At 75.3% G+C, this 17,726-nt stretch carries 17 protein-coding genes; 11 read left to right on the forward strand and 6 right to left on the reverse strand.

Annotation, left to right across the window (positions count from 1 at the left end; translation table 11 throughout):
• The first annotated feature begins 26 nt into the window (after window positions 1-26).
• Together ACI791_RS12865 and ACI791_RS12870 are read left to right on the forward strand one after the other, a co-directional pair.
• Window positions 27-1,628, forward strand: coding sequence for an ATP-binding protein (locus ACI791_RS12865; protein ID WP_456586391.1), 1,602 nt, complete (start codon window positions 27-29; stop codon window positions 1,626-1,628).
• Window positions 1,625-2,287: a response regulator transcription factor gene (locus ACI791_RS12870; RefSeq protein WP_347060358.1), complete on the forward strand. Its 663-nt coding sequence runs from the start codon at window positions 1,625-1,627 to the stop codon at window positions 2,285-2,287. The genes ACI791_RS12865 and ACI791_RS12870 overlap by 4 nt, the downstream gene beginning before the upstream one ends.
• 109 nt (window positions 2,288-2,396) lie before the next feature.
• On the opposite strand, the gene ACI791_RS12875 is transcribed toward ACI791_RS12870, so the two are convergent.
• The 4 genes from ACI791_RS12875 to ACI791_RS12890 form a co-directional block, all read right to left on the reverse strand.
• On the reverse strand, window positions 2,397-2,744 hold the full coding sequence (locus ACI791_RS12875) for a hypothetical protein (protein ID WP_456586392.1): 348 nt from the start codon (window positions 2,742-2,744) through the stop codon (window positions 2,397-2,399).
• 111 nt (window positions 2,745-2,855) lie between these two features.
• Window positions 2,856-4,079, reverse strand: a complete 1,224-nt coding sequence (locus tag ACI791_RS12880; protein WP_456586393.1) for a phosphotransferase — start codon at window positions 4,077-4,079, stop codon at window positions 2,856-2,858.
• 73 nt (window positions 4,080-4,152) lie between these two features.
• The gene (locus tag ACI791_RS12885; RefSeq protein ID WP_456586394.1) at window positions 4,153-4,752 is read right to left on the reverse strand and encodes a nitroreductase family protein; all 600 of its coding nucleotides are present in this window, start codon (window positions 4,750-4,752) and stop codon (window positions 4,153-4,155) included.
• Between the two features lie 33 nt (window positions 4,753-4,785).
• On the reverse strand, window positions 4,786-5,334 hold the full coding sequence (locus ACI791_RS12890) for a TIGR03086 family metal-binding protein (RefSeq protein WP_456586395.1): 549 nt from the start codon (window positions 5,332-5,334) through the stop codon (window positions 4,786-4,788).
• Window positions 5,335-5,372: 38 nt separating this feature from the next.
• Here ACI791_RS12890 and ACI791_RS12895 point away from each other — a divergent pair, with 38 nt between their 5' ends.
• From ACI791_RS12895 to hisF, 4 genes are read left to right on the forward strand one after another with little or no spacing between them, the layout of a single operon-like run.
• Entirely contained in the window at window positions 5,373-6,221 is an 849-nt protein-coding gene (locus ACI791_RS12895; RefSeq protein WP_456586396.1) for a helix-turn-helix domain-containing protein, read from the forward strand.
• 38 nt (window positions 6,222-6,259) lie between these two features.
• Entirely contained in the window at window positions 6,260-6,991 is a 732-nt protein-coding gene (gene priA / locus ACI791_RS12900) for a bifunctional 1-(5-phosphoribosyl)-5-((5-phosphoribosylamino)methylideneamino)imidazole-4-carboxamide isomerase/phosphoribosylanthranilate isomerase PriA (RefSeq protein WP_456586397.1), read from the forward strand.
• Window positions 6,988-7,380 carry a RidA family protein gene (locus tag ACI791_RS12905; RefSeq protein WP_456586398.1) on the forward strand — a complete coding sequence of 131 codons (393 nt, stop codon included), beginning with the start codon at window positions 6,988-6,990 and terminating at the stop codon, window positions 7,378-7,380. Before priA ends, ACI791_RS12905 begins: the two co-directional genes overlap by 4 nt.
• Window positions 7,377-8,171, forward strand: coding sequence for an imidazole glycerol phosphate synthase subunit HisF (gene hisF / locus ACI791_RS12910; protein WP_456586399.1), 795 nt, complete (start codon window positions 7,377-7,379; stop codon window positions 8,169-8,171). Before ACI791_RS12905 ends, hisF begins: the two co-directional genes overlap by 4 nt.
• On the opposite strand, the gene ACI791_RS12915 is transcribed toward hisF, so the two are convergent.
• Complete coding sequence (locus tag ACI791_RS12915) at window positions 8,168-8,998, reverse strand: helix-turn-helix transcriptional regulator (RefSeq protein ID WP_456586400.1); 831 nt, start codon at window positions 8,996-8,998, stop codon at window positions 8,168-8,170. The genes hisF and ACI791_RS12915 overlap by 4 nt on opposite strands.
• Before the next feature lie 77 nt (window positions 8,999-9,075).
• On the opposite strand from ACI791_RS12915, the gene ilvD reads away from it, so the two are divergent.
• The gene (ilvD, locus tag ACI791_RS12920) at window positions 9,076-10,935 is read left to right on the forward strand and encodes a dihydroxy-acid dehydratase (RefSeq protein WP_456586401.1); all 1,860 of its coding nucleotides are present in this window, start codon (window positions 9,076-9,078) and stop codon (window positions 10,933-10,935) included.
• Here the strand turns inward: ilvD and ACI791_RS12925 are convergent.
• Complete coding sequence (locus tag ACI791_RS12925; RefSeq protein WP_456586402.1) at window positions 10,932-11,543, reverse strand: TIGR03085 family metal-binding protein; 612 nt, start codon at window positions 11,541-11,543, stop codon at window positions 10,932-10,934. The two genes, ilvD and ACI791_RS12925, sit on opposite strands and share 4 nt — an antisense overlap.
• A gap of 120 nt (window positions 11,544-11,663) precedes the next feature.
• On the opposite strand from ACI791_RS12925, the gene ACI791_RS12930 reads away from it, so the two are divergent.
• The 4 genes from ACI791_RS12930 (at window position 11,664) to ACI791_RS12945 (ending at window position 17,720) form a co-directional block, all read left to right on the forward strand.
• Entirely contained in the window at window positions 11,664-13,439 is a 1,776-nt protein-coding gene (locus tag ACI791_RS12930) for an ABC transporter ATP-binding protein (protein WP_456586403.1), read from the forward strand.
• Window positions 13,436-15,262, forward strand: coding sequence for an ABC transporter ATP-binding protein (locus ACI791_RS12935; RefSeq protein WP_456586404.1), 1,827 nt, complete (start codon window positions 13,436-13,438; stop codon window positions 15,260-15,262). The genes ACI791_RS12930 and ACI791_RS12935 overlap by 4 nt, the downstream gene beginning before the upstream one ends.
• 77 nt (window positions 15,263-15,339) lie before the next feature.
• Complete coding sequence (locus ACI791_RS12940) at window positions 15,340-17,010, forward strand: FAD-binding dehydrogenase (RefSeq protein WP_456586405.1); 1,671 nt, start codon at window positions 15,340-15,342, stop codon at window positions 17,008-17,010.
• Complete coding sequence (locus ACI791_RS12945; protein WP_456586406.1) at window positions 17,007-17,720, forward strand: hypothetical protein; 714 nt, start codon at window positions 17,007-17,009, stop codon at window positions 17,718-17,720. Before ACI791_RS12940 ends, ACI791_RS12945 begins: the two co-directional genes overlap by 4 nt.
• The last annotated feature ends 6 nt before the right edge of the window (window positions 17,721-17,726 follow it).

Genomic DNA, 17,726 nt, shown 5'->3' on the forward strand with positions numbered 1-17,726 from the left:
GACGACCCGACCGTGACCACCCGACCGTGACGACCGAGGAACCGACCTCGCCCGGGTGGCGGCAGGACGCCCGGCGTCGGCTGGCGCCCCGGGCCGCCCGGACCCGGATCATCGGCTGGGTCCTGCTGCTGGTCCTGCTCGCCCTCGCCCTGGTCACGCTGGTGACCTGGCGGCTGCTGGTCCGTGCCACCGACCAGCGGATGGACGTGGCGCTGGAGGCAGAGGTCACGGAGTTCTCCCAGATCGTGGCGTCCGGCATCGACCCGGAGACCGGTGCGCCGTTCGCCTCGGTGGCCGACGTCCTGCAGACCGCGATCACCTACAACCTCGCCCGGCCCAACGAGAAGTTCCTCGGCTACGTCGACGGCGAGTACCGCTTCCAGAGCCGCATCGAGGCCCCGGTCCTGCTCAGCGAGGACGCGGCCTTCACCGAGCTCGTCGGATCGGTGACCGAGACCACGGCGGGGCGGTACGACAGCGGCGCCGGTGAGGTGCGCTACCTCGCCGTCCCGGTGGCGCTGGAGGGCGATCCGGCGCACGGGGTAGCGGTCGTCGCCTACTTCGCCGACCAGGAACGCCAGGCCGCCGACGACACCGCCCAGCTCATGCTCGGCGTCGGCGCGGTCACGGTGCTCCTGGCCGCCGCGGGCGCGTGGGTCGTGGCCGGCCGCGTGCTCGCGCCGGTGCGGGCGGTCGCCGCCACCGCTCAGGGCATCACCGAGACCGACCTCTCCGGTCGGATCCCCGTCGAGGACCGCCCCGCGGACGAGCTCGGAGACCTCGCCGTGGCCGTCAACGCGATGCTCGACCGGGTGGAGACAGGCGTGGCCGCCCAGCGCCGGTTCCTCGACGACGCCGGTCACGAGCTGCGGACGCCGATCACGATCGTGCGGGGGCACCTCGACGTCCTCGATCCGTCCGACCCCGGCGACGTCCGGCAGACCGTGGCCCTCGTGGACGACGAGCTGGAGCGGATGAACCGCATGGTCTCCGAGCTGCTCCTGCTGGCCCGTGCCGAGCAGTCGCAGTTCGTGCGCGCGCAGGCGGTCGACGTCGCCGAGCTCACCGCGGAGGTGTTCGGGAAGGTCCGGCAGCTGGGGGACCGCGACTGGCAGCTGGGCGCCGTCGCCCGTGCCGACCTGCTGCTGGACCCCCAGCGGCTGACGCAGGCGGTCGTCGCGCTGGCCGACAACGCCGTCCAGCACACCGCGGTCGGGGACCGGATCGTGCTGGGCAGCCGGCTCAGCGGGGACGAGCTCCTGGTGTGGGTCGACGACACCGGCCCGGGTGTACCGCCGGAGGACCAGGCGCGGATCTTCGACCGGTTCGCCCGCGGCAGCTCCGGTGCCCGGCGCAGCGACGGGGCGGGTCTGGGGCTGTCGATCGTGCGGGCCATCGCGGCCGGTCACGGTGGCCGCGTCGAGCTGCACAGCCGCCCGGGGGAGGGCGCGACCTTCACCCTGGTCCTGCCCGCCCGGCCGGCGCCGCCGCGCGGACCGCACCCGGCCGACGCCCACCCCGGGGACCTGCGGGCCGCCACCACCAGCACCGTCGACGACGCGCTCGCCACCCCGCCGATGGGCACCACGCCCGCGGCGGCCGCACCCACCGAGGGAGGACCGCGGTGAGCCGAGTCCTGATCGCCGAGGACGAGCCGCGGATCGCCGCGTTCGTCGAGAAGGGCCTCCGGGCCAACGGCTTCGTCACCGCCGTGGTCGGCGACGGGCTGTCCGCGCTCGACCGCGCCCGCAGCGGCGACTTCGACCTGGTGGTGCTGGACATCGGGCTGCCCGTTCTCGACGGGTTCGCAGTGCTGCGGGCGCTGCGGGCCGAGCGCTGCGCCGTGCCGGTGATCGTGCTGACGGCGCGGGACAGCGTCCAGGACACCGTCGCCGGGCTGGAGGGCGGGGCCGACGACTACATGCCCAAGCCCTTCCGCTTCGAGGAGCTCCTCGCCCGGGTGCGGCTGCGGCTGGCCGGCGCCCGCGAGACCGAGGTGACCGTGCTGACCGTCGGGGAGCTCTCGCTCGACCTGCGGACCCGCCGGGCCGACGTCGCCGGGCGCACCGTCGACCTGTCCGCCCGGGAGTTCGCCCTGGCCGAGACCTTCCTGCGCCACCCGGGTCAGGTCCTGGCCCGCGAGCAGCTGCTCAGCCACGTGTGGGGCTACGACTTCGACCCGGGGTCCAACGTCGTCGACGTGTACGTGCGCTACCTCCGCAAGAAGCTCGGGGCCGACCGCATCGAGACGGTGCGCGGCATGGGGTACCGCCTGACGTCGGCCTGACCGGCCATCCCGCCCGCCGGCTGCCCGTCCGGCCGGGACGCAGTCGGAGGTGGACGGCCGACGGCCCGGGTCTCCGGGAGGGGGACCCGGGCCGTCGGGCGCCGGTGGATCAGTCGACGCTGTCGGCGCTGGGGGTGTCCGGGCTGTCGACGTCGGGGCTCTGGATGTCCGGGCTGTCGATGTCGGCGCTGTCCGCAGCGGGTGCCGCGCCGGCCGGGACGACGTCGGGGCTGTCGGTGGCGCTGCCGGCCGAGCTGTCCGCGGTGTCCGCGGAGGCGTCGACGGCGGTGTCGGGCGAGGCGTCGGGGCTGTTGTCGGCGGCGACGGAGATGGCCGCCGGCGGCTGCGGAGCCGGGCCGCCGTCGGCGGCGGTGGCCACACCGATCCCGGCGGCGCCGAGTCCGGTGAGCGCGGTGCCGAAGGTGATGACCTTCCAGGTGGCGGGCGTGCGGGTCATGGCGATTCCTCCAAGAAGTGTGTGGTGCGCTGTCGAGTTCCACGCTGCCCGGCCCCGGTGAGACCTCCGGGAGACCGCGATGAGCGCCCTCTCATGCCGGTGAGCGCCTTCTCACCTGAGCCCGGCCCACTCCTCCGCCAGCGACACCCGCGCCTCGGTCGCGGCACCCCAGTCCGGCTGCTGCACGCGGAACGGCCCGGTCGCCAGGCCCACGAGGACCCCGGCCACCCGGGCCCGCAGCTCGCCGTCGGGCCAGCGCGCGCCGAGGAACGCGAGCACCCGTTTTCGGTAGGCCGCGACCGGCGCGGGGTCGGGCAGCAGCCCCTCCAGCAGGGCCAGGTGGGCGACGAGCGTCGCCCAGTCGTCGATCCGAGCCCCAGGCCCGGCGGTGTCCACGTCGAGCAGCCCCACCACCTGGCCCCCCTCGACGAGCAGCTGGGACTCGTAGAAGTCGCCGTGCACCGGGACGACGGGGTGGTCGCCGGCGCCCGCTGCCACCGCTGCCGTGAGCCGCTCCAGGCGCGGGACCAGGACCGGGCACACCGTGCCCACCACGGTGGCGTGCGACCGCACCCGCGCCGACGAGTCGGGAGCCCGCCGCCGGCCCGAGCCGTCCACCGCGGGGAGCCGGTCCAGCAGGGCGTCGAGGGCCGGCGGGTCGGGCAGCTGGTCCGGGTCCCCGGTCAGGGCCGTCCGCATCGGCGTGCCGGGCAGACCGGGCAGCACGACGACGCCGTCGCCGGTGCTCGCCAGCACGCGCGGCACCGGGACCGCCGCCCCGAGGGCGGCGTGCCGGGCCACGAGGTCCGCGACCGCCGTCGGGCGCACGACCTTCAGGAACCAGCGGCCGTGGGGGGAGCTCACCTCCACCACCGCGCGCCGGCCCGGCCGGTACGCGCGCAACCGCAGCTGAGGTGCGCCGACGTCGATGCCGAGCGAGCCCAGCCGCTCCGCGACGCCGGCCGCGGAGGTGGCCCAGCCCAGCCCGGGCAGTGCGGGGTCCAGCGGCCACCGCCAGAGCCCCACGGTGACCGGCGTGCCCTCGACCTCGCCCTCGACGACGGCGGCCCCCGGCGGGATCGCGGCCCCGGTGGTCGCCGCGAGGTGTTCGCGGGTGGCCCGCCCGTCGGCCCAGTCGACGACGGCGGTGTGGCGGACGGTCGCCGTGCCGTCCGGGCGCAGCGTCGCCGTGGTCGGCGTGAGGCTGCGCAGCCGGCCGGAGAGCGGGCCGAGCACCGCGGACCAGAGCTCCGCGGCCGGCTCGCCGAGGAGGAGCTGCAGGGAGGGCGGCCACGACGGCGGCACCCGGGCCGGGCCGAGGGGGGCGGTGTCCACCTCGCCAGCCTGGGGGGCGGGGGTGAACGAGGCATGAGAGCCGGATGAGGGCGCGCTCACCGGACGTCCGGGCTCACCAGCGGCCGCGGTGCACCACCTCGTCGACGCCGCGCCGTCCCCGCCGCAGCGACGGCGACCGGCGGTCGTCGGCACCCGGGTAGCCGACCGACACGCAGCCGACCGGGCGGTACTCCCCGGGCACCCCGAAGGCCGCGCGGAAGTCCTCCAACCGCTCGGCCGGGACGCCGAAGAAGCAGGCGCCCAGACCCTCGTCGACCGCGGTGAGCAGCATGAGCAGGCTCGCCATGCCGGCGTCGACGTCCCAGTACGGCACCGGCCACCGAACCTCGTCGCGGTCGGTCCAGCCCTTGTCCGGCTCGGCGTAGCGGTCGAGGTAGGCGCTCTTGTTGGCCAGCGGCACGATGAGCAGCGGCGCCCGGCGCATGCGGGTGAGCCACCGGTCGGGCGCACCGTCCCCGGTCGTGGCCGACCAGAAGCGGTCGCGCTCCTCGACCGTCTCCAGCACCAGGAACGCCCAGCCCTGGCTGAAACCGGCGGACGGCGCCCGGATGGCGTGCTCGAGCAACCTGTCGCGCACCTCGGGCGGCACCGGCCGGTCGGGGTCGTAGTCGCGCACCATGCGGCGGCGGCGGACGACGTCGGCGAACTCCACGCCTTCAGCTTGCCGCAGGGCCGCCGCGGGCGGTCAGGCCCGCCGGCCGAGCCGGGCCAGGATCCGCCTCGTCCGGTCGGCGTCCTCGGGCACGTCCAGGGCGGGGCGGCAGATCCCGTCCATGTGCAGCGCCGGACCGAAGACGTCCGCGCCGGCCTCGATCCGGTCCAGCTCCTCGTCGGTGAGGCCTGCGTCGGCGCCGACGGCGCGGGCGACGTCCCAGCGGTGCACGACCATGTCCCAGACGTAGAACTGCTCGAAGGCCGCGCCGACCGTGGTGGGGCCGAAGAAGCCGTCGAACGCGCGGGCGGCCACGGCCTCGTCGGACACCGCCTCGGCCACCCGCGTCGCGTGCTCCCGCCAGGCGGCGGCCGGATCGGCGGCGACGTCGGGTGCCTCGCCCAGGTCGACGCCGTGCGTGGTGAGGAAGTCCCGCTGCGTCCCGATCATGTGCTCGACGACGTCGGCGGCGGTCCAGCCCTCGCACGGGGAGGGGCGGGTCCAGCCGGCCGGGGGCACGGCGTCGAGCAGCGCGGAGAGGGGGCGGTCGGCGGCCTCGTGGCTCCTGGCGGGAGAAGTCATGCCCTGGAACGTAGGAGCGTGCGGCAGGCTCGGTCTTGATGAAACCCGACAGCCCCGGGGCGCCGGCCGCGATGGACCACGTCGAGCGCGCGCACCTCAAGGACCCCGGAGACGCCTCGCACGTCATCCACCGGTATGCCGCCGAGCCGGAGTTCGACGGGCTGCTGCAGCGGTTCTGGATCCCGGTGTGGTCGGTGCCCTCGAGCCGGGAGGCACCGCAGCGGGTCCTGCAGTACCCGGTGGCGCTGGTGGTGGTCGCCTCCGGCTACGCCCGGTTCTACGGCGTGGTCTCCGGGCTGTCCACGACGATGCTGAGCGGCACCGGGTGGGCCGTCGGGGTCATGTGCGCGCCGGCGGCGGGCGCGCTGGTCGCCGGCGGGCCGATGAGCGACTTCACCGACCGGCACGTGGACGTCGCCGACGTCCTGGGTGCCGCCGGCGAGGAGCTGACCGCACGGGTCCGCGCCGCGATGGCGCGGGATCCGAACTCCCCGGACGCGCACGCCGCGGCGATGGCCGCGTTCGGCGACGCGCTGCGGCCGTTCCTGCCGGTCGACGACGAGGGCCTCCTCGTCAACGAGGTGGTCGCCTTCGTGGAGGGCGACCGGGAGGTCGTCCGCGTCGCGCAGGTGTGCGAGCGCTTCGGGCTGTCGGAGCGGGCGCTGCAGCGGCTCGTGCACCGCCGCCTGGGGCTGACCCCGAAGTGGCTCATCCAGCGCCGCCGGCTGCAGGAGGCGGCCGAGCGGCTGCGCGGGAACCCGGCGAGCATCGGCCAGGTGGCGGCCGTGCTCGGCTACGCCGACCAGTCTCACTTCACCCGTGACTTCGCCCGCGTGACCGCGATGACCCCCGGCCGGTTCGCCGCCCGGCACGCGACCGGGAGCTGACGCCGGGTCCCGGATCGCCGGTCCCTAGGCTGCACCCCGTGCCGAAGCTGCAGCTGCTCCCCGCCGTCGACGTCGCCGACGGCCAGGCCGTCCGTCTCGTGCAGGGGGAGGCCGGGAGCGAGACCTCCTACGGCGACCCCCTCGAGGCCGCGATGCAGTGGCAGCGCGACGGCGCCGAGTGGGTGCACCTCGTCGATCTCGACGCCGCCTTCGGCCGCGGCAGCAACCGGGAGCTGCTCGCCCGCGTCGTCGGCGAGCTCGACGTCGACGTCGAGCTGTCCGGCGGCATCCGGGACGACGAGTCGCTGGCCGCCGCCCTGGCCACCGGCTGCCGCCGGGTGAACCTCGGCACCGCCGCGCTCGAATCGCCGGAGTGGTGTGCCCGGGCCATCGCCGAGCACGGCGACCGGATCGCCGTCGGCCTCGACGTCCGCGGCACCCGGCTGGCCGCCCGCGGCTGGACCAAGGAGGGCGGTGAGCTCTACGAGACCCTCGCCCGCCTCGACGCGGAGGGCTGCGCCCGCTACGTGGTCACCGACATCACCAAGGACGGCACGCTCAAGGGCCCGAACCTGGACCTGCTGCGCGAGGTCTGCGCCGCCACCCCGCGCCCGGTCGTCGCCTCGGGCGGCGTGAGCTCCCTCGACGACATCCGCGCGCTCGCGGGCCTCGCCGCGATCGGGGTGGAGGGCGCCATCGTCGGCAAGGCGCTCTACGCCGGTCAGTTCACCCTGCCGGAGGCGCTGCGGCTCACCGAGGACCTGGCATGACGGTGCTCAACCTGGGCTCGGCCAACCCCTGGGAGCCGGTGATCGGCTACAGCCGGATCGTCGTCCGCGGCGACACGGCCTGGGTCAGCGGCACCACGGCCACCGTCGACGGTTCCGTCGTGCACCCCGGCGACGCCGCCGCGCAGACCCGCCAGATCCTCACCACCATCGGGACGTCGCTGCAGCGGGCCGGGTTCAGCCTCGCCGACGTCGTCCGGACCCGGGTGTACGTCACCGACATCGGCCGCTGGGAGGAGGTCGGCCGGGCCCACGGCGAGGTCTTCGGCGACATCCGGCCGGCGGCGACGATGGTCGAGGTGTCGGCGCTGATCGACCCGGCGCTGCTGGTGGAGATCGAGGCGGACGCCGTGCGCGGGGTGCCGGCGTGAGCCTCGCGGTCCGCGTCATCCCGTGCCTGGACGTCGACGCCGGCCGGGTGGTGAAGGGCGTCAACTTCGTCGACCTCCGCGACGCCGGCGACCCGGTGGAGATGGCCCGGGTCTACGACGCCGAGGGGGCCGACGAGCTCACCTTCCTCGACATCACCGCCAGCTCCGGCGACCGCGCGACCACCTACGACGTGGTGAGCCGGACGGCGGAGAGCGTCTTCATCCCCCTGACCGTCGGCGGCGGCGTGCGCAGCCCCGACGACGTCGACCGGCTGCTGCGCGCGGGCGCGGACAAGGTCGCCGTCAACACCGCCGCGGTGGCCCGGCCGGAGCTGATCGCCGAGATCGCCGACCGGTTCGGCAACCAGGTGCTGGTGCTCTCCCTCGACGCCCGCCGCTGCCGGGACGGCGCGCAGACCGAGTCCGGCTTCGAGATCACCACGCACGGCGGGCGCCGCGGCACCGGCCAGGACGCCGTCGAGTGGTGCATCCGGGCTGCGCAGCTGGGGGCGGGGGAGATCCTGCTCAACTCCATGGACGCCGACGGCACCCGGGCGGGGTTCGACACCGACCTGATCTCCCAGGTGCGCCGCGAGGTCTCCGTGCCGCTGATCGCCAGCGGGGGAGCGGGCGCCTCCGAGCACTTCCCGCCCGCCGTCGAGGCCGGTGCCGACGCGGTGCTGGCCGCCAGCGTCTTCCACTTCGGCGTGCTGCGGATCGGCGACGTGAAGGGCGCGCTGGCCGCCGCCGGGCTACCGGTGCGCGCCGAGGCCGACCACCCGCTCGGCTAGGTCGCGAGGCCCGCGACCCAGGCCGCGGTTCCGCTGCCGCGCTCGGGGACGTAGGCGACGATGTGCAGGTCCGGGTGGTCCGAGGGCACCAGCCGGTGGTGCTCGAAGTCCAGCACGCCGGCCGTCGGGTGCACGAACCTGCGGCGGCGCGAGGTGAAGCCCTCGACGGTCAGGTCGGCCCACTGCTCGCGGAACTCCGCGCTGGCCTCGGCCAGGCGGGCGATCAGCGCCGAGTGGGCGCTCGACCCCAGCCGGGCGCCGGACTCGGCGCGGAACTCGGCCACGAAGTGCCGGTTGGCGTGCGCCCAGTCGGGCAGCATGTCGCGCAGGTGGGGATCGGTGAAGACCACCCACAGCAGGTTCCGGTCGGCCGGGTCCAGGGTGGTGATCCGCGAGTAGAGGGCGGCGTACGGGGCGTTCCAGCCGACGATGGTCCAGTCCGCGGCCACCGCGAAGGCGGGGAAGGCCAGGCTGTCGAGCAGCCGCTGGATGTGCGGCGGGGCGACGTCGTGAACGCGCGCGTCCTCGTCCGGCGGCCGGGATGCGTAGCCGCCGAGAGAAAGCAGGTAGGCCGTCTCCGACGCCGTCAGGCGCAGCACCCGGCCGAGCGCCTCGAGGACCTGCCGGGACGGGTTGATGTCCCGCCCCTGCTCCAGCCACGTGTACCAGGTGACGCTCACCCCGGCGAAGGCCGAGACCTCCTCCCGGCGCAAGCCCGTGCCCCGCGCCCGCGCCGGGCTCGGCAGCCCGAAGTCCTGCCGTGACAGGGCGAGCCGCCGGTTGCGCAGGAAGGTGCCGAGCTCCTTGCGCCGGGCCTCCCTCGTCATGCCCCGAACCTAGTAGTGGCACTACTGGTAGTGGCAGCGTCTACCGTCCCGGCGTCGGGACGTGGCCTCCTGGTCCCATGCCCCCGCTGCGCTCCCGGACGGTCACCTCCGGCAGGAACATGGCCGGTGCGCGCGCTCTGCTGCGCGCCGCGGGCGTCGACGGCGCCGACCTGGGCAAGCCGATCGTCGCCGTCGCCAACAGCTTCGCCGAGTTCGTCCCCGGCCACACCCACCTGCAACCGGTCGGCCGGATCGTGTCCGAGGCCGTCGCCGCGGCCGGCGGCGTGCCGCGGGAGTTCAACACCATCGCCGTCGACGACGGCATCGCGATGGGGCACGGCGGGATGCTCTACTCGCTGCCCTCCCGCGATCTGATCGCCGACTCGGTCGAGTACATGGTCCAGGCGCACTGCGCCGACGCGCTGGTCTGCATCTCCAACTGCGACAAGATCACGCCCGGCATGCTCATGGCCGCGCTGCGGCTGGACGTCCCCACCGTCTTCGTCTCCGGCGGTCCGATGGAAGGCGGGACGGCGACGCTGGTCGACGGCACCGTGCGCACCGGCCTGAACCTCGTCACGGCCATCGCCGACTCCGCCAGCGCGGCGGTCTCCGACGAGGACCTCGGCCGCATCGAGGAGGCCGCCTGCCCCACCTGCGGATCCTGCTCGGGCATGTTCACCGCCAACTCGATGAACTGCCTCACCGAAGCGCTCGGCCTCGCCCTCCCCGGCAACGGGACCACGCTGGCCACGCACACCGCCCGCCGGGAGCTGTACGAGGCCGCGGGCACCACGGTCATGGAGCTGGTCCGTGCCCACTACGAGCGGGACGACGCCGCGGTGCTCCCGCGCGCGATCGCCGGCGCCGCCGCCTTCGAGAACGCCATGGCCATGGACATCGCCATGGGCGGCTCCTCCAACACGATCCTGCACCTGCTCGCCGCCGCCTCCGAGGCGGAGCTGGACTTCACGCTCGACGACGTCGACCGGATCTCCCGCAGCACCCCGTGCCTGGCCAAGGTCGCGCCCAACGGCCCCCACCTGGTCGAGGACGTGCACCGCGCCGGCGGTGTCCCCGCGATCCTCGGTGAGCTCGACCGGGCCGGGCTGCTCCGCCGCGACGTCCGGACGGTGCACTCCCCGGACCTGCGCAGCTGGCTGGACGACTGGGACGTCCGCGGTGGGCGGGCGACCCGTGAGGCCGTCGAGCTGTTCCACGCCGCACCCGGCTGCCGGCGCTCCGCGACGGCGTTCTCCCAGTCGGAGCGCTGGGAGAGCCTCGACCTCGACGCGGAGCGTGGCTGCATCCGCTCGGCCGCCGCGGCCTACAGCACCGACGGCGGCCTGGCGGTCCTGCGCGGGAACCTCTCCGTCGACGGGTGCGTGGTGAAGACCGCCGGAGTGGACGAGTCGATCCTCCGGTTCAGCGGCCCGGCGGTGGTCGTCGAGTCGCAGGAGGAGGCCGTCGACGCCATCCTCACCGGCCGGGTGCGGGCCGGTGACGTCGTGGTCGTCCGCTACGAGGGCCCCCGCGGCGGCCCGGGGATGCAGGAGATGCTCTACCCGACCTCGTTCCTCAAGGGCCGGGGCCTGGGGGCGGCCTGCGCGCTGGTGACCGACGGGCGCTTCTCCGGCGGCACCTCGGGCCTGTCGATCGGACACGTCTCGCCCGAGGCGGCGGCCGGCGGCGTTCTCGCCCTGGTCGAGGACGGTGATCCCGTGACGATCGACATCCCGGGTCGCGGCATCACCCTCGAGGTGGGCGAGGCCGAGCTGGCCGCCCGTCGGGCCGCGCTGGAGGCTGGGCAGGGCTACCGGCCGCGCGACCGGGAGCGACCGGTCTCCACGGCGCTGCGTGCCTACGCCGCCTTCGCGCAGTCCGCGGACCGGGGCGCGGTCCGCTCCGTCCCGCTGGACGCGGCCCCCAGCCGCTAGGAGATCTCCGCCCGGGCGACGTCCCGGCGGCCAGAGGCCCACAGCATGAGCTCCAGCGGCTCCCCGGTGACCGTGCGCCCGCCGCCGCCGAGGCGCTTCTCCTCGCCGGGGACGTCGGCGCGGCGCAGCACCAGGCCGCGGCGCCCGGCGGCGTGCCGGGCGTAGAGACGCAGCCCGCCCCACAGCTGGTCCTGGTCCTCGCGGGGCAGCACCCGTGGCTCCCAGCCGGGCTGGGCCCGGCGGACGTCCTCGTGGTGGATCGCGAACTCCGAGACGTTGAACGCCTCCGCGGCGGCCGGCAGGGCCATCGGCGACCACGGCGGCGGCCCGCTGCGCACCCGGTCGACCACCTCGCCGTAGGGCGTGGAGTCGCGCAGCCGGTCCTCGAGCCGGTGCGACCACCAGGCCAGGCGCTGCCCGCCGGGCAGCATCTCCAGGCCGTAGCCCGGGAGGGCGTCGGGGCGCCGGTCGCGGACGGCCAGGTGCGCGGCGAGGTGGGCGGTGGTCCACCCCTCGCAGCAGGTCGGCGCGTCGGGACCGAGCTCGTCCAGCAGGTCGGCGAGCGCCGCGCGCTCGCGGTCCGGAAGGGGGAGGGAAGAGGCGCTCACCTCGCGTAGTTACCGAGGGAGCCCGGATGGCGAAACCCGGCCGGGCGGACCAGCGGCATCGCTTAGCCCGCCTAACGACTGCGTGGCATGCTGGTCGCAGCCACGACCCCGAGGAGCCCCGTGTCCCGCCGCCGAGACGCCGTCGTGCGCCGCGGGCTCCGCCACATCGGCCGGGCCGTCCGCGAGCAGCCGGGCATGTTCACCCTCGCGCTGCTCGCCAGCAGCCTCTACGGCGCCATGACGGTGGCCGGCGCGTACGTGATCGGCGAGATCACCGACCGGGTGCTGCTGCCCTCCTTCGACGAGGGCGCCACCACCGCGACCGCGCTCACCCTGGCCGCCGTCGCCATCGTCGGGGTCGCGCTGCTGAAGATCCTCGGCATCCTCGGCCGCCGGCTGTTCGCCGGCGTCATGAGCTACCGGCTGCAGGCGGAGTACCGCCGCCGCGTCACCGGGCAGTACCTGCGCCTCCCGCTCTCCTGGCACCAGCGCCACCCCACCGGGCAGTTGCTCTCCAACGCCAACTCCGACGTCGAGTCGGCCTGGTTCTTCGTCGCGCCGCTGCCCTTCGCCTGCGGAGCGCTGGTGATGATCGCGATCACCAGCGTCGCGCTCGTGCTCACCGACCCGCTGCTCGCCCTCGTCGGTCTGGTCGTCTTCCCGCTGGTCTTCGCCGCCAACGTCGTCTACTCGCAGGTGATGAGCCCGCGGATGCAGCGCGCGCAGCAGCTGCGGGCCGAGGTCAGCGAGATCGCGCACGAGAGCTTCGACGCCGCGCTCGTGGTGAAGACGCTCGGCCGGGAGGACACCGAGACCGAGCGCTTCACCGCCCGGGCCGAGGAACTGCGCGACGGGCTGATCGCCGTGGGCCGGGTGCGCGGGCTGTTCGACCCGCTGATGGAGGCCCTGCCGAACCTCGGCACGCTCGCCGTCCTGCTCATCGGGGCCGGCCGGGTCGCCGACGGCGCCACCGACGCCGGCGAGCTGGTCTCCATCGCCTACCTGTTCACCTCGCTGGCGCTGCCGATCCGTGCCATCGGCTGGGTGCTGGCCGATCTGCCCCGGGCCCTGGCCGGCTTCGACCGGGTCACCCCCGTGCTCGAGGCGACGGGGGAGACGCCCTACGGGCCGGACACCGCCGCCGCGGCGGCCGGCGGGGCCGGCGTCGGCGTGCGCGACGTCGGCTTCACCTTCGACGGGGTGTCCCGCCCGACCCTCCACGCGGTCACCTTCGACGTGCCGGCCGGGCGCACGGTTGCCGTGGTCGGGCCCACCGGATCGGGCAAGTCCACCCTGGCCGGCCTGCTCGTGCGTCTGGTCGACCCCGCCGACGGCGGCGTGCTGCTCGACGGGGTCGACCTGCGCCGGCTGCGCGAGGGCGAGGTGAGCGCCCAGGCGGCGTTCGTCGCCCAGAGCGCCTTCCTCTTCGACGACACCGTCCGCGGCAACGTCACCCTCGGCGCCCCCTTCTCCGACGACGAGGTGTGGACGGCGTTGCGCGTGGCCGCGGCCGACGAGTTCGTCGCATCGCTGCCCGAGGGCCTGGACACCCGGGTGGGGGAGCGCGGTGCCTCGCTGTCCGGCGGTCAGCGGCAGCGGCTGGCGCTGGCCCGCGCCGTGGTCCGCCGTCCCCGGCTGCTCGTGCTGGACGACGCCACGAGCGCCGTCGACCCCGCCGTCGAGGCCCGCATCCTCGACGCCCTGCGGGGCAGCGAGACCCCGACCACGGTCGTGGTCGTGGCCTACCGGCAGGCGACCATCGCGCTCGCCGACGAGGTGGTGTGGCTCGCCGACGGGCGCGCCGTCGCCCGGGGCACCCACGAGGAGCTGCTCGCCGCGGTGCCTGGCTACGCGGCGCTGGTGCGCGCCTACTCCCAGGCCGAGGTGGCGGCGTGAGCGAGCCCGTGCAGCGCACCGAGGGCGCGCTGGCGACCCTCCGGCGCGGGCTGCGGATGATGCCCGAGTTCCGGCGCGGGCTCCCGGTGACCTTCGCCCTGGCCCTGGTCGCCACCGCCGGCCGGGTGGTCGTGCCCATCGCCGTCCAGCAGGTCATCGACCGCGGGCTGGCGGCCCCCGGCGGCGCCCACCTGGAGAGGGTCACCTGGCTGATCGCCGGCTGCGCGCTGGTCGTGCTGGTCACCGCCGTCGCGGTCTACCGGATGAACGTCCGGCTGTTCCGGACGACGGAGACCGCGCTGGCCAACCTGCGCGCCCGCGCCTTCCGGCACGTGCACGACCTCTCGGTGCTGCACCAGCAGGGCGAGCGACGCGGCTCCCTGGTCTCCCGGGTGACCAGCGACGTCGACCAGCTGTCGGTGTTCATGCAGTGGGGCGGGGTGCTGGGCCTGGTGAGCATCGGGCAGCTCCTCGTCGCGACCGTGGTCATGGCCGTCTACTCCTGGCAGCTGACCGTGCTGGTGCTGGTCTGCTTCGTGCCGCTGGCGTTCGCCGTCCGCTGGTTCGCCCAGCGGCTGGTGCGGGTCTACGGCGTGGTCCGGCAGCGGGTCGGCGACGTGCTCGCCGCGGTCGCCGAGTCGGTGGTCGGCGCCCCCACGGTGCGCGCCTACGGGGTGCGTGCCCGCACCGCCGCCCGGCTCGACGCCGCCATCGACCGGCACTACCGCGCCCAGGTGGACGCGCAGAAGGTCACCGCCGCCGTCTTCGTCAGCGGCGAGTTCGTGGCCGCGCTGGCCAACGCCGCCGTGGTGGTCGTGGGGGTGCTGCTCGGCCTGGCCGGTGACATCACCGCCGGCACGCTCGTCGCGTTCCTCTTCCTCGTCACCCTGTTCGTCGCCCCGGTGCAGACCGCCAGCGAGGTGCTCAACGAGGCGCAGAACGCCGTCGCCGGCTTCCGCCGGGTCCTCGACGTGGTCGACACCGAGCCCGACGTCCGCGACCCCGCCGTCGCCGCCCCCGACCGGGTGCGCGCCCTTCCGGAGGGGCCGCTCGGCGTCCGCTTCGACTCCGTCACCTTCCGCTACGCGCCGGGTGCCCGCCCGGCGCTGGACGACGTCGACCTCACCATCGCCCCGCGCACGCGGGTGGCGATCGTGGGCGAGACGGGTTCGGGGAAGACGACGTTCGCCAAGCTGGTCACCCGGCTCATGGACCCGGTCGCCGGCCGGGTGCTGCTCGGCTCCGACACGGGCGGATGGGTGCCGCTGGCCGACGTGGCGTTCGCGTCGCTGCGCGCCCGGGTGGTGATGGTGCCGCAGGACGGGTTCCTCTTCGACGCGACCGTCGCCGAGAACGTCCGCTACGGCCGCCCCGGCATGACCGACGCCGACGCCGTCGCCGCCTTCGGCGACCTGGGGCTGGGCACCTGGCTCGCCGGGCTGCCCGACGGCGTCTCGACGGCGGTGGGCCAGCGCGGTGAGTCCCTGTCGGCCGGCGAGCGGCAGCTGGTCGCCGTCGCCCGGGCCTACGTCGCCGACCCCGACCTCCTGGTGCTCGACGAGGCGACCAGCGCCGTCGACCCCGCCACCGAGCAGCGGCTGACCCGGGCGCTGGACGCCCTGACCGCCGGCCGCACCACCCTCACCATCGCGCACCGGCTCTCGACGGCCGAGCGGTCCGACGAGGTGCTGGTCGTCGACGCCGGGCGCGTCGTCCAGCGCGGCACGCACGCGGAGCTGGTGGACGCCGAGGGTCCCTACGCCCGGCTGCACGCCTCGTGGCGGCGGTCGTCGGCCGGCGAGCCCGAGCCGGCGATCGGCTGACCGGCGGGTGCCGCGCCCGGGCAACTCGCCCGGCAGGGGGGCGCGCGACGCCCTCGCTCCCCGCTAGCGTCCCCGGTGTGAGCGCGCGCACCGACAGCTTCGAGGCCGACGTCGTCGTGGTGGGGGCGGGGCTGGCCGGCCTGGTCGCCACCGCTGAACTGGCCGACGCCGGCAAGCGGGTGATCCTGGTCGACCAGGAGCCCGAGGCGTCCCTGGGCGGGCAGGCGTGGTGGTCCTTCGGTGGGCTGTTCCTGGTCGACTCGCCGGAGCAGCGGCGGCTGCGCGTGCACGACTCGCTGGAGCTCGCCCGGCAGGACTGGTTCGGCACCGCCGGCTTCGACCGGGACACCGACCACTGGCCGCGGCAGTGGGCCGAGGCCTACCTGCAGTTCGCCGCCGGCGAGAAGCGTGCCTGGCTCAAGGAGCAGGGTGTCGGGTTCTTCCCGGTCGTCGGCTGGGCCGAGCGCGGCGGCTACACCGCCACCGGCCCCGGCAACTCGGTGCCGCGCTTCCACATCGTGTGGGGCACCGGGCCGGGGATCGTCGCGCCGTTCGAGCGCCGGGTGCGGGCCGCGGCCGAGGCGGGCCTGGTGCAGCTGCGGTTCCGGCACCGGGTGTCGGAGCTGGTGGTCCGCGGCGGGGCCGTGACCGGCGTGCGCGGCGCCGTCCTCGAGCCGAGCGCCGTCGCCCGCGGTGAGGCGAGCTCCCGCACGGAGGTCGGGGAGTTCGAGTTCCTCGCGCAGGCCGTCGTCGTCACCTCCGGGGGGATCGGTGGCAACCACGACCTGGTCCGGGAGAACTGGCCGGCCCGGCTGGGTCCCGCACCGCAGCGGCTGCTCTCCGGCGTTCCCGCGCACGTCGACGGGCGCATGCAGCAGGCCACCGTGGCCGCCGGCGCGAGCATGGTCAACGGCGACCGGATGTGGCACTACACCGAGGGCATCGCCAACCACTCGCCGGTCTGGGCGCGGCACGGCGTCCGGATCCTCCCCGGCCCGTCGTCGCTGTGGCTCGACGCCACCGGGCAGCGGCTGCCCGTTCCGCTCTTCCCCGGGTTCGACACCCTCGGCACCCTCGCCCACGTCGGGCAGACCGGGTACGAGCACACCTGGTTCGTCGCCACGCACAGGATCGTGGAGAAGGAGTTCGCGCTGTCGGGCTCCGAGCAGAACCCCGACCTCACCGGCAAGGACGTCAAGCTGCTGCTCGACCGGGTCAAGGCCGGTGTCTCCGGTCCGGTGCAGGCGTTCCTGGACAAGGGGGAGGACTTCGTCGTCGCCCGGACCCTGCCCGAGCTCGTCGCCGGCATGAACCGCGTCACCGGCGGGACGCCCGAACTCGACCTCGCCCAGGTGGAGCGGGAGGTCGTGGCCCGCGACCGGGAGATCGCCCACCCCTTCACCAAGGACCTGCAGGTCGCCGCCATCCGGGGTGCCCGCACCTACCTCGGGGACAAGCTCATCCGCGTGGCCCCGCCGCACCGGCTGCTCGACCCGGAGGCCGGCCCGCTGATCGCCGTCCGGCTCAACCTCATCACCCGCAAGAGCCTCGGCGGTCTGGAGACCGACCTGTCCGGCCGCGTGCTGCGGCCCGGCGGCGAGGTGTTCCCCGGGCTCCACGCGGCCGGCGAGGTCGCCGGTTTCGGCGGTGGCGGCGTGCACGGCTACCGCTCGCTCGAGGGCACCTTCCTCGGCGGCTGCCTCTTCTCCGGCCGGGTCGTGGGCCGGGCGCTCGCGGCCGCGCTGTGAGCGCGCCGCGCGATCCCTGGTCGGACCCGGCGACGCCGACCGAGCCGGGGCCCGCCTACACCGGGCCGCCGCCCACCACGTCGCCGTACGCCTACGGGACGCCGGCGCCGTACGGCGCGCCCCCGCCGTGGGGTTACGGGCCGCCGCCGCCCTACGGCTACCCGGGGCCCTACCCGGGCGCGCCGTACCCGGGTGCGCCCTACCCGGGTGCGGCCTATCCCGGTGCGTCGCGGCCCGGCCGCCGGCCCGGCCAGGTGATCGGGGCGGCGGTGCTCACCTTCGTCCAGGCGCTGCTGGTGCTGATCGCCTCGCTGTACGTGTGGTTCTTCGCCTCGCTCGCGGAGCTCGCGATCGAGGAGAGCCCGACCGCAGCCCCTGCCCAGGCCTACGAGTTCGCCCGCGAGGGCGACGTGCTCTCGATCGTCCAGCTCGCATCGGTGGCGCTGCTCGTGGTCGCCGGCATCCTGGCGCTGGTCCGGCGCACCCGCGTCGCCTGGCTGGTGCTGCTCACGGCGCACGGCGTGCAGCTCCTGCTCACCGTGTACTGGTGGGCACAGCTGAGCGACCTGCTGGGCCCGGCGGCGGCAGGCCAGGACCTCGGCGGCGTGGTGGTCGCGCTCAGCCTCTTCTTCGCGGCCGCCCCGCTGGTCGCCCTCGGTCTGGTCCTCTTCGGCGGCGGACGGCACTGGTTCACCGCCCCGCAGCCCTGACCTGCC

The sequence above is a fragment of the Blastococcus sp. SYSU DS0973 genome (genome assembly GCF_054051055.1).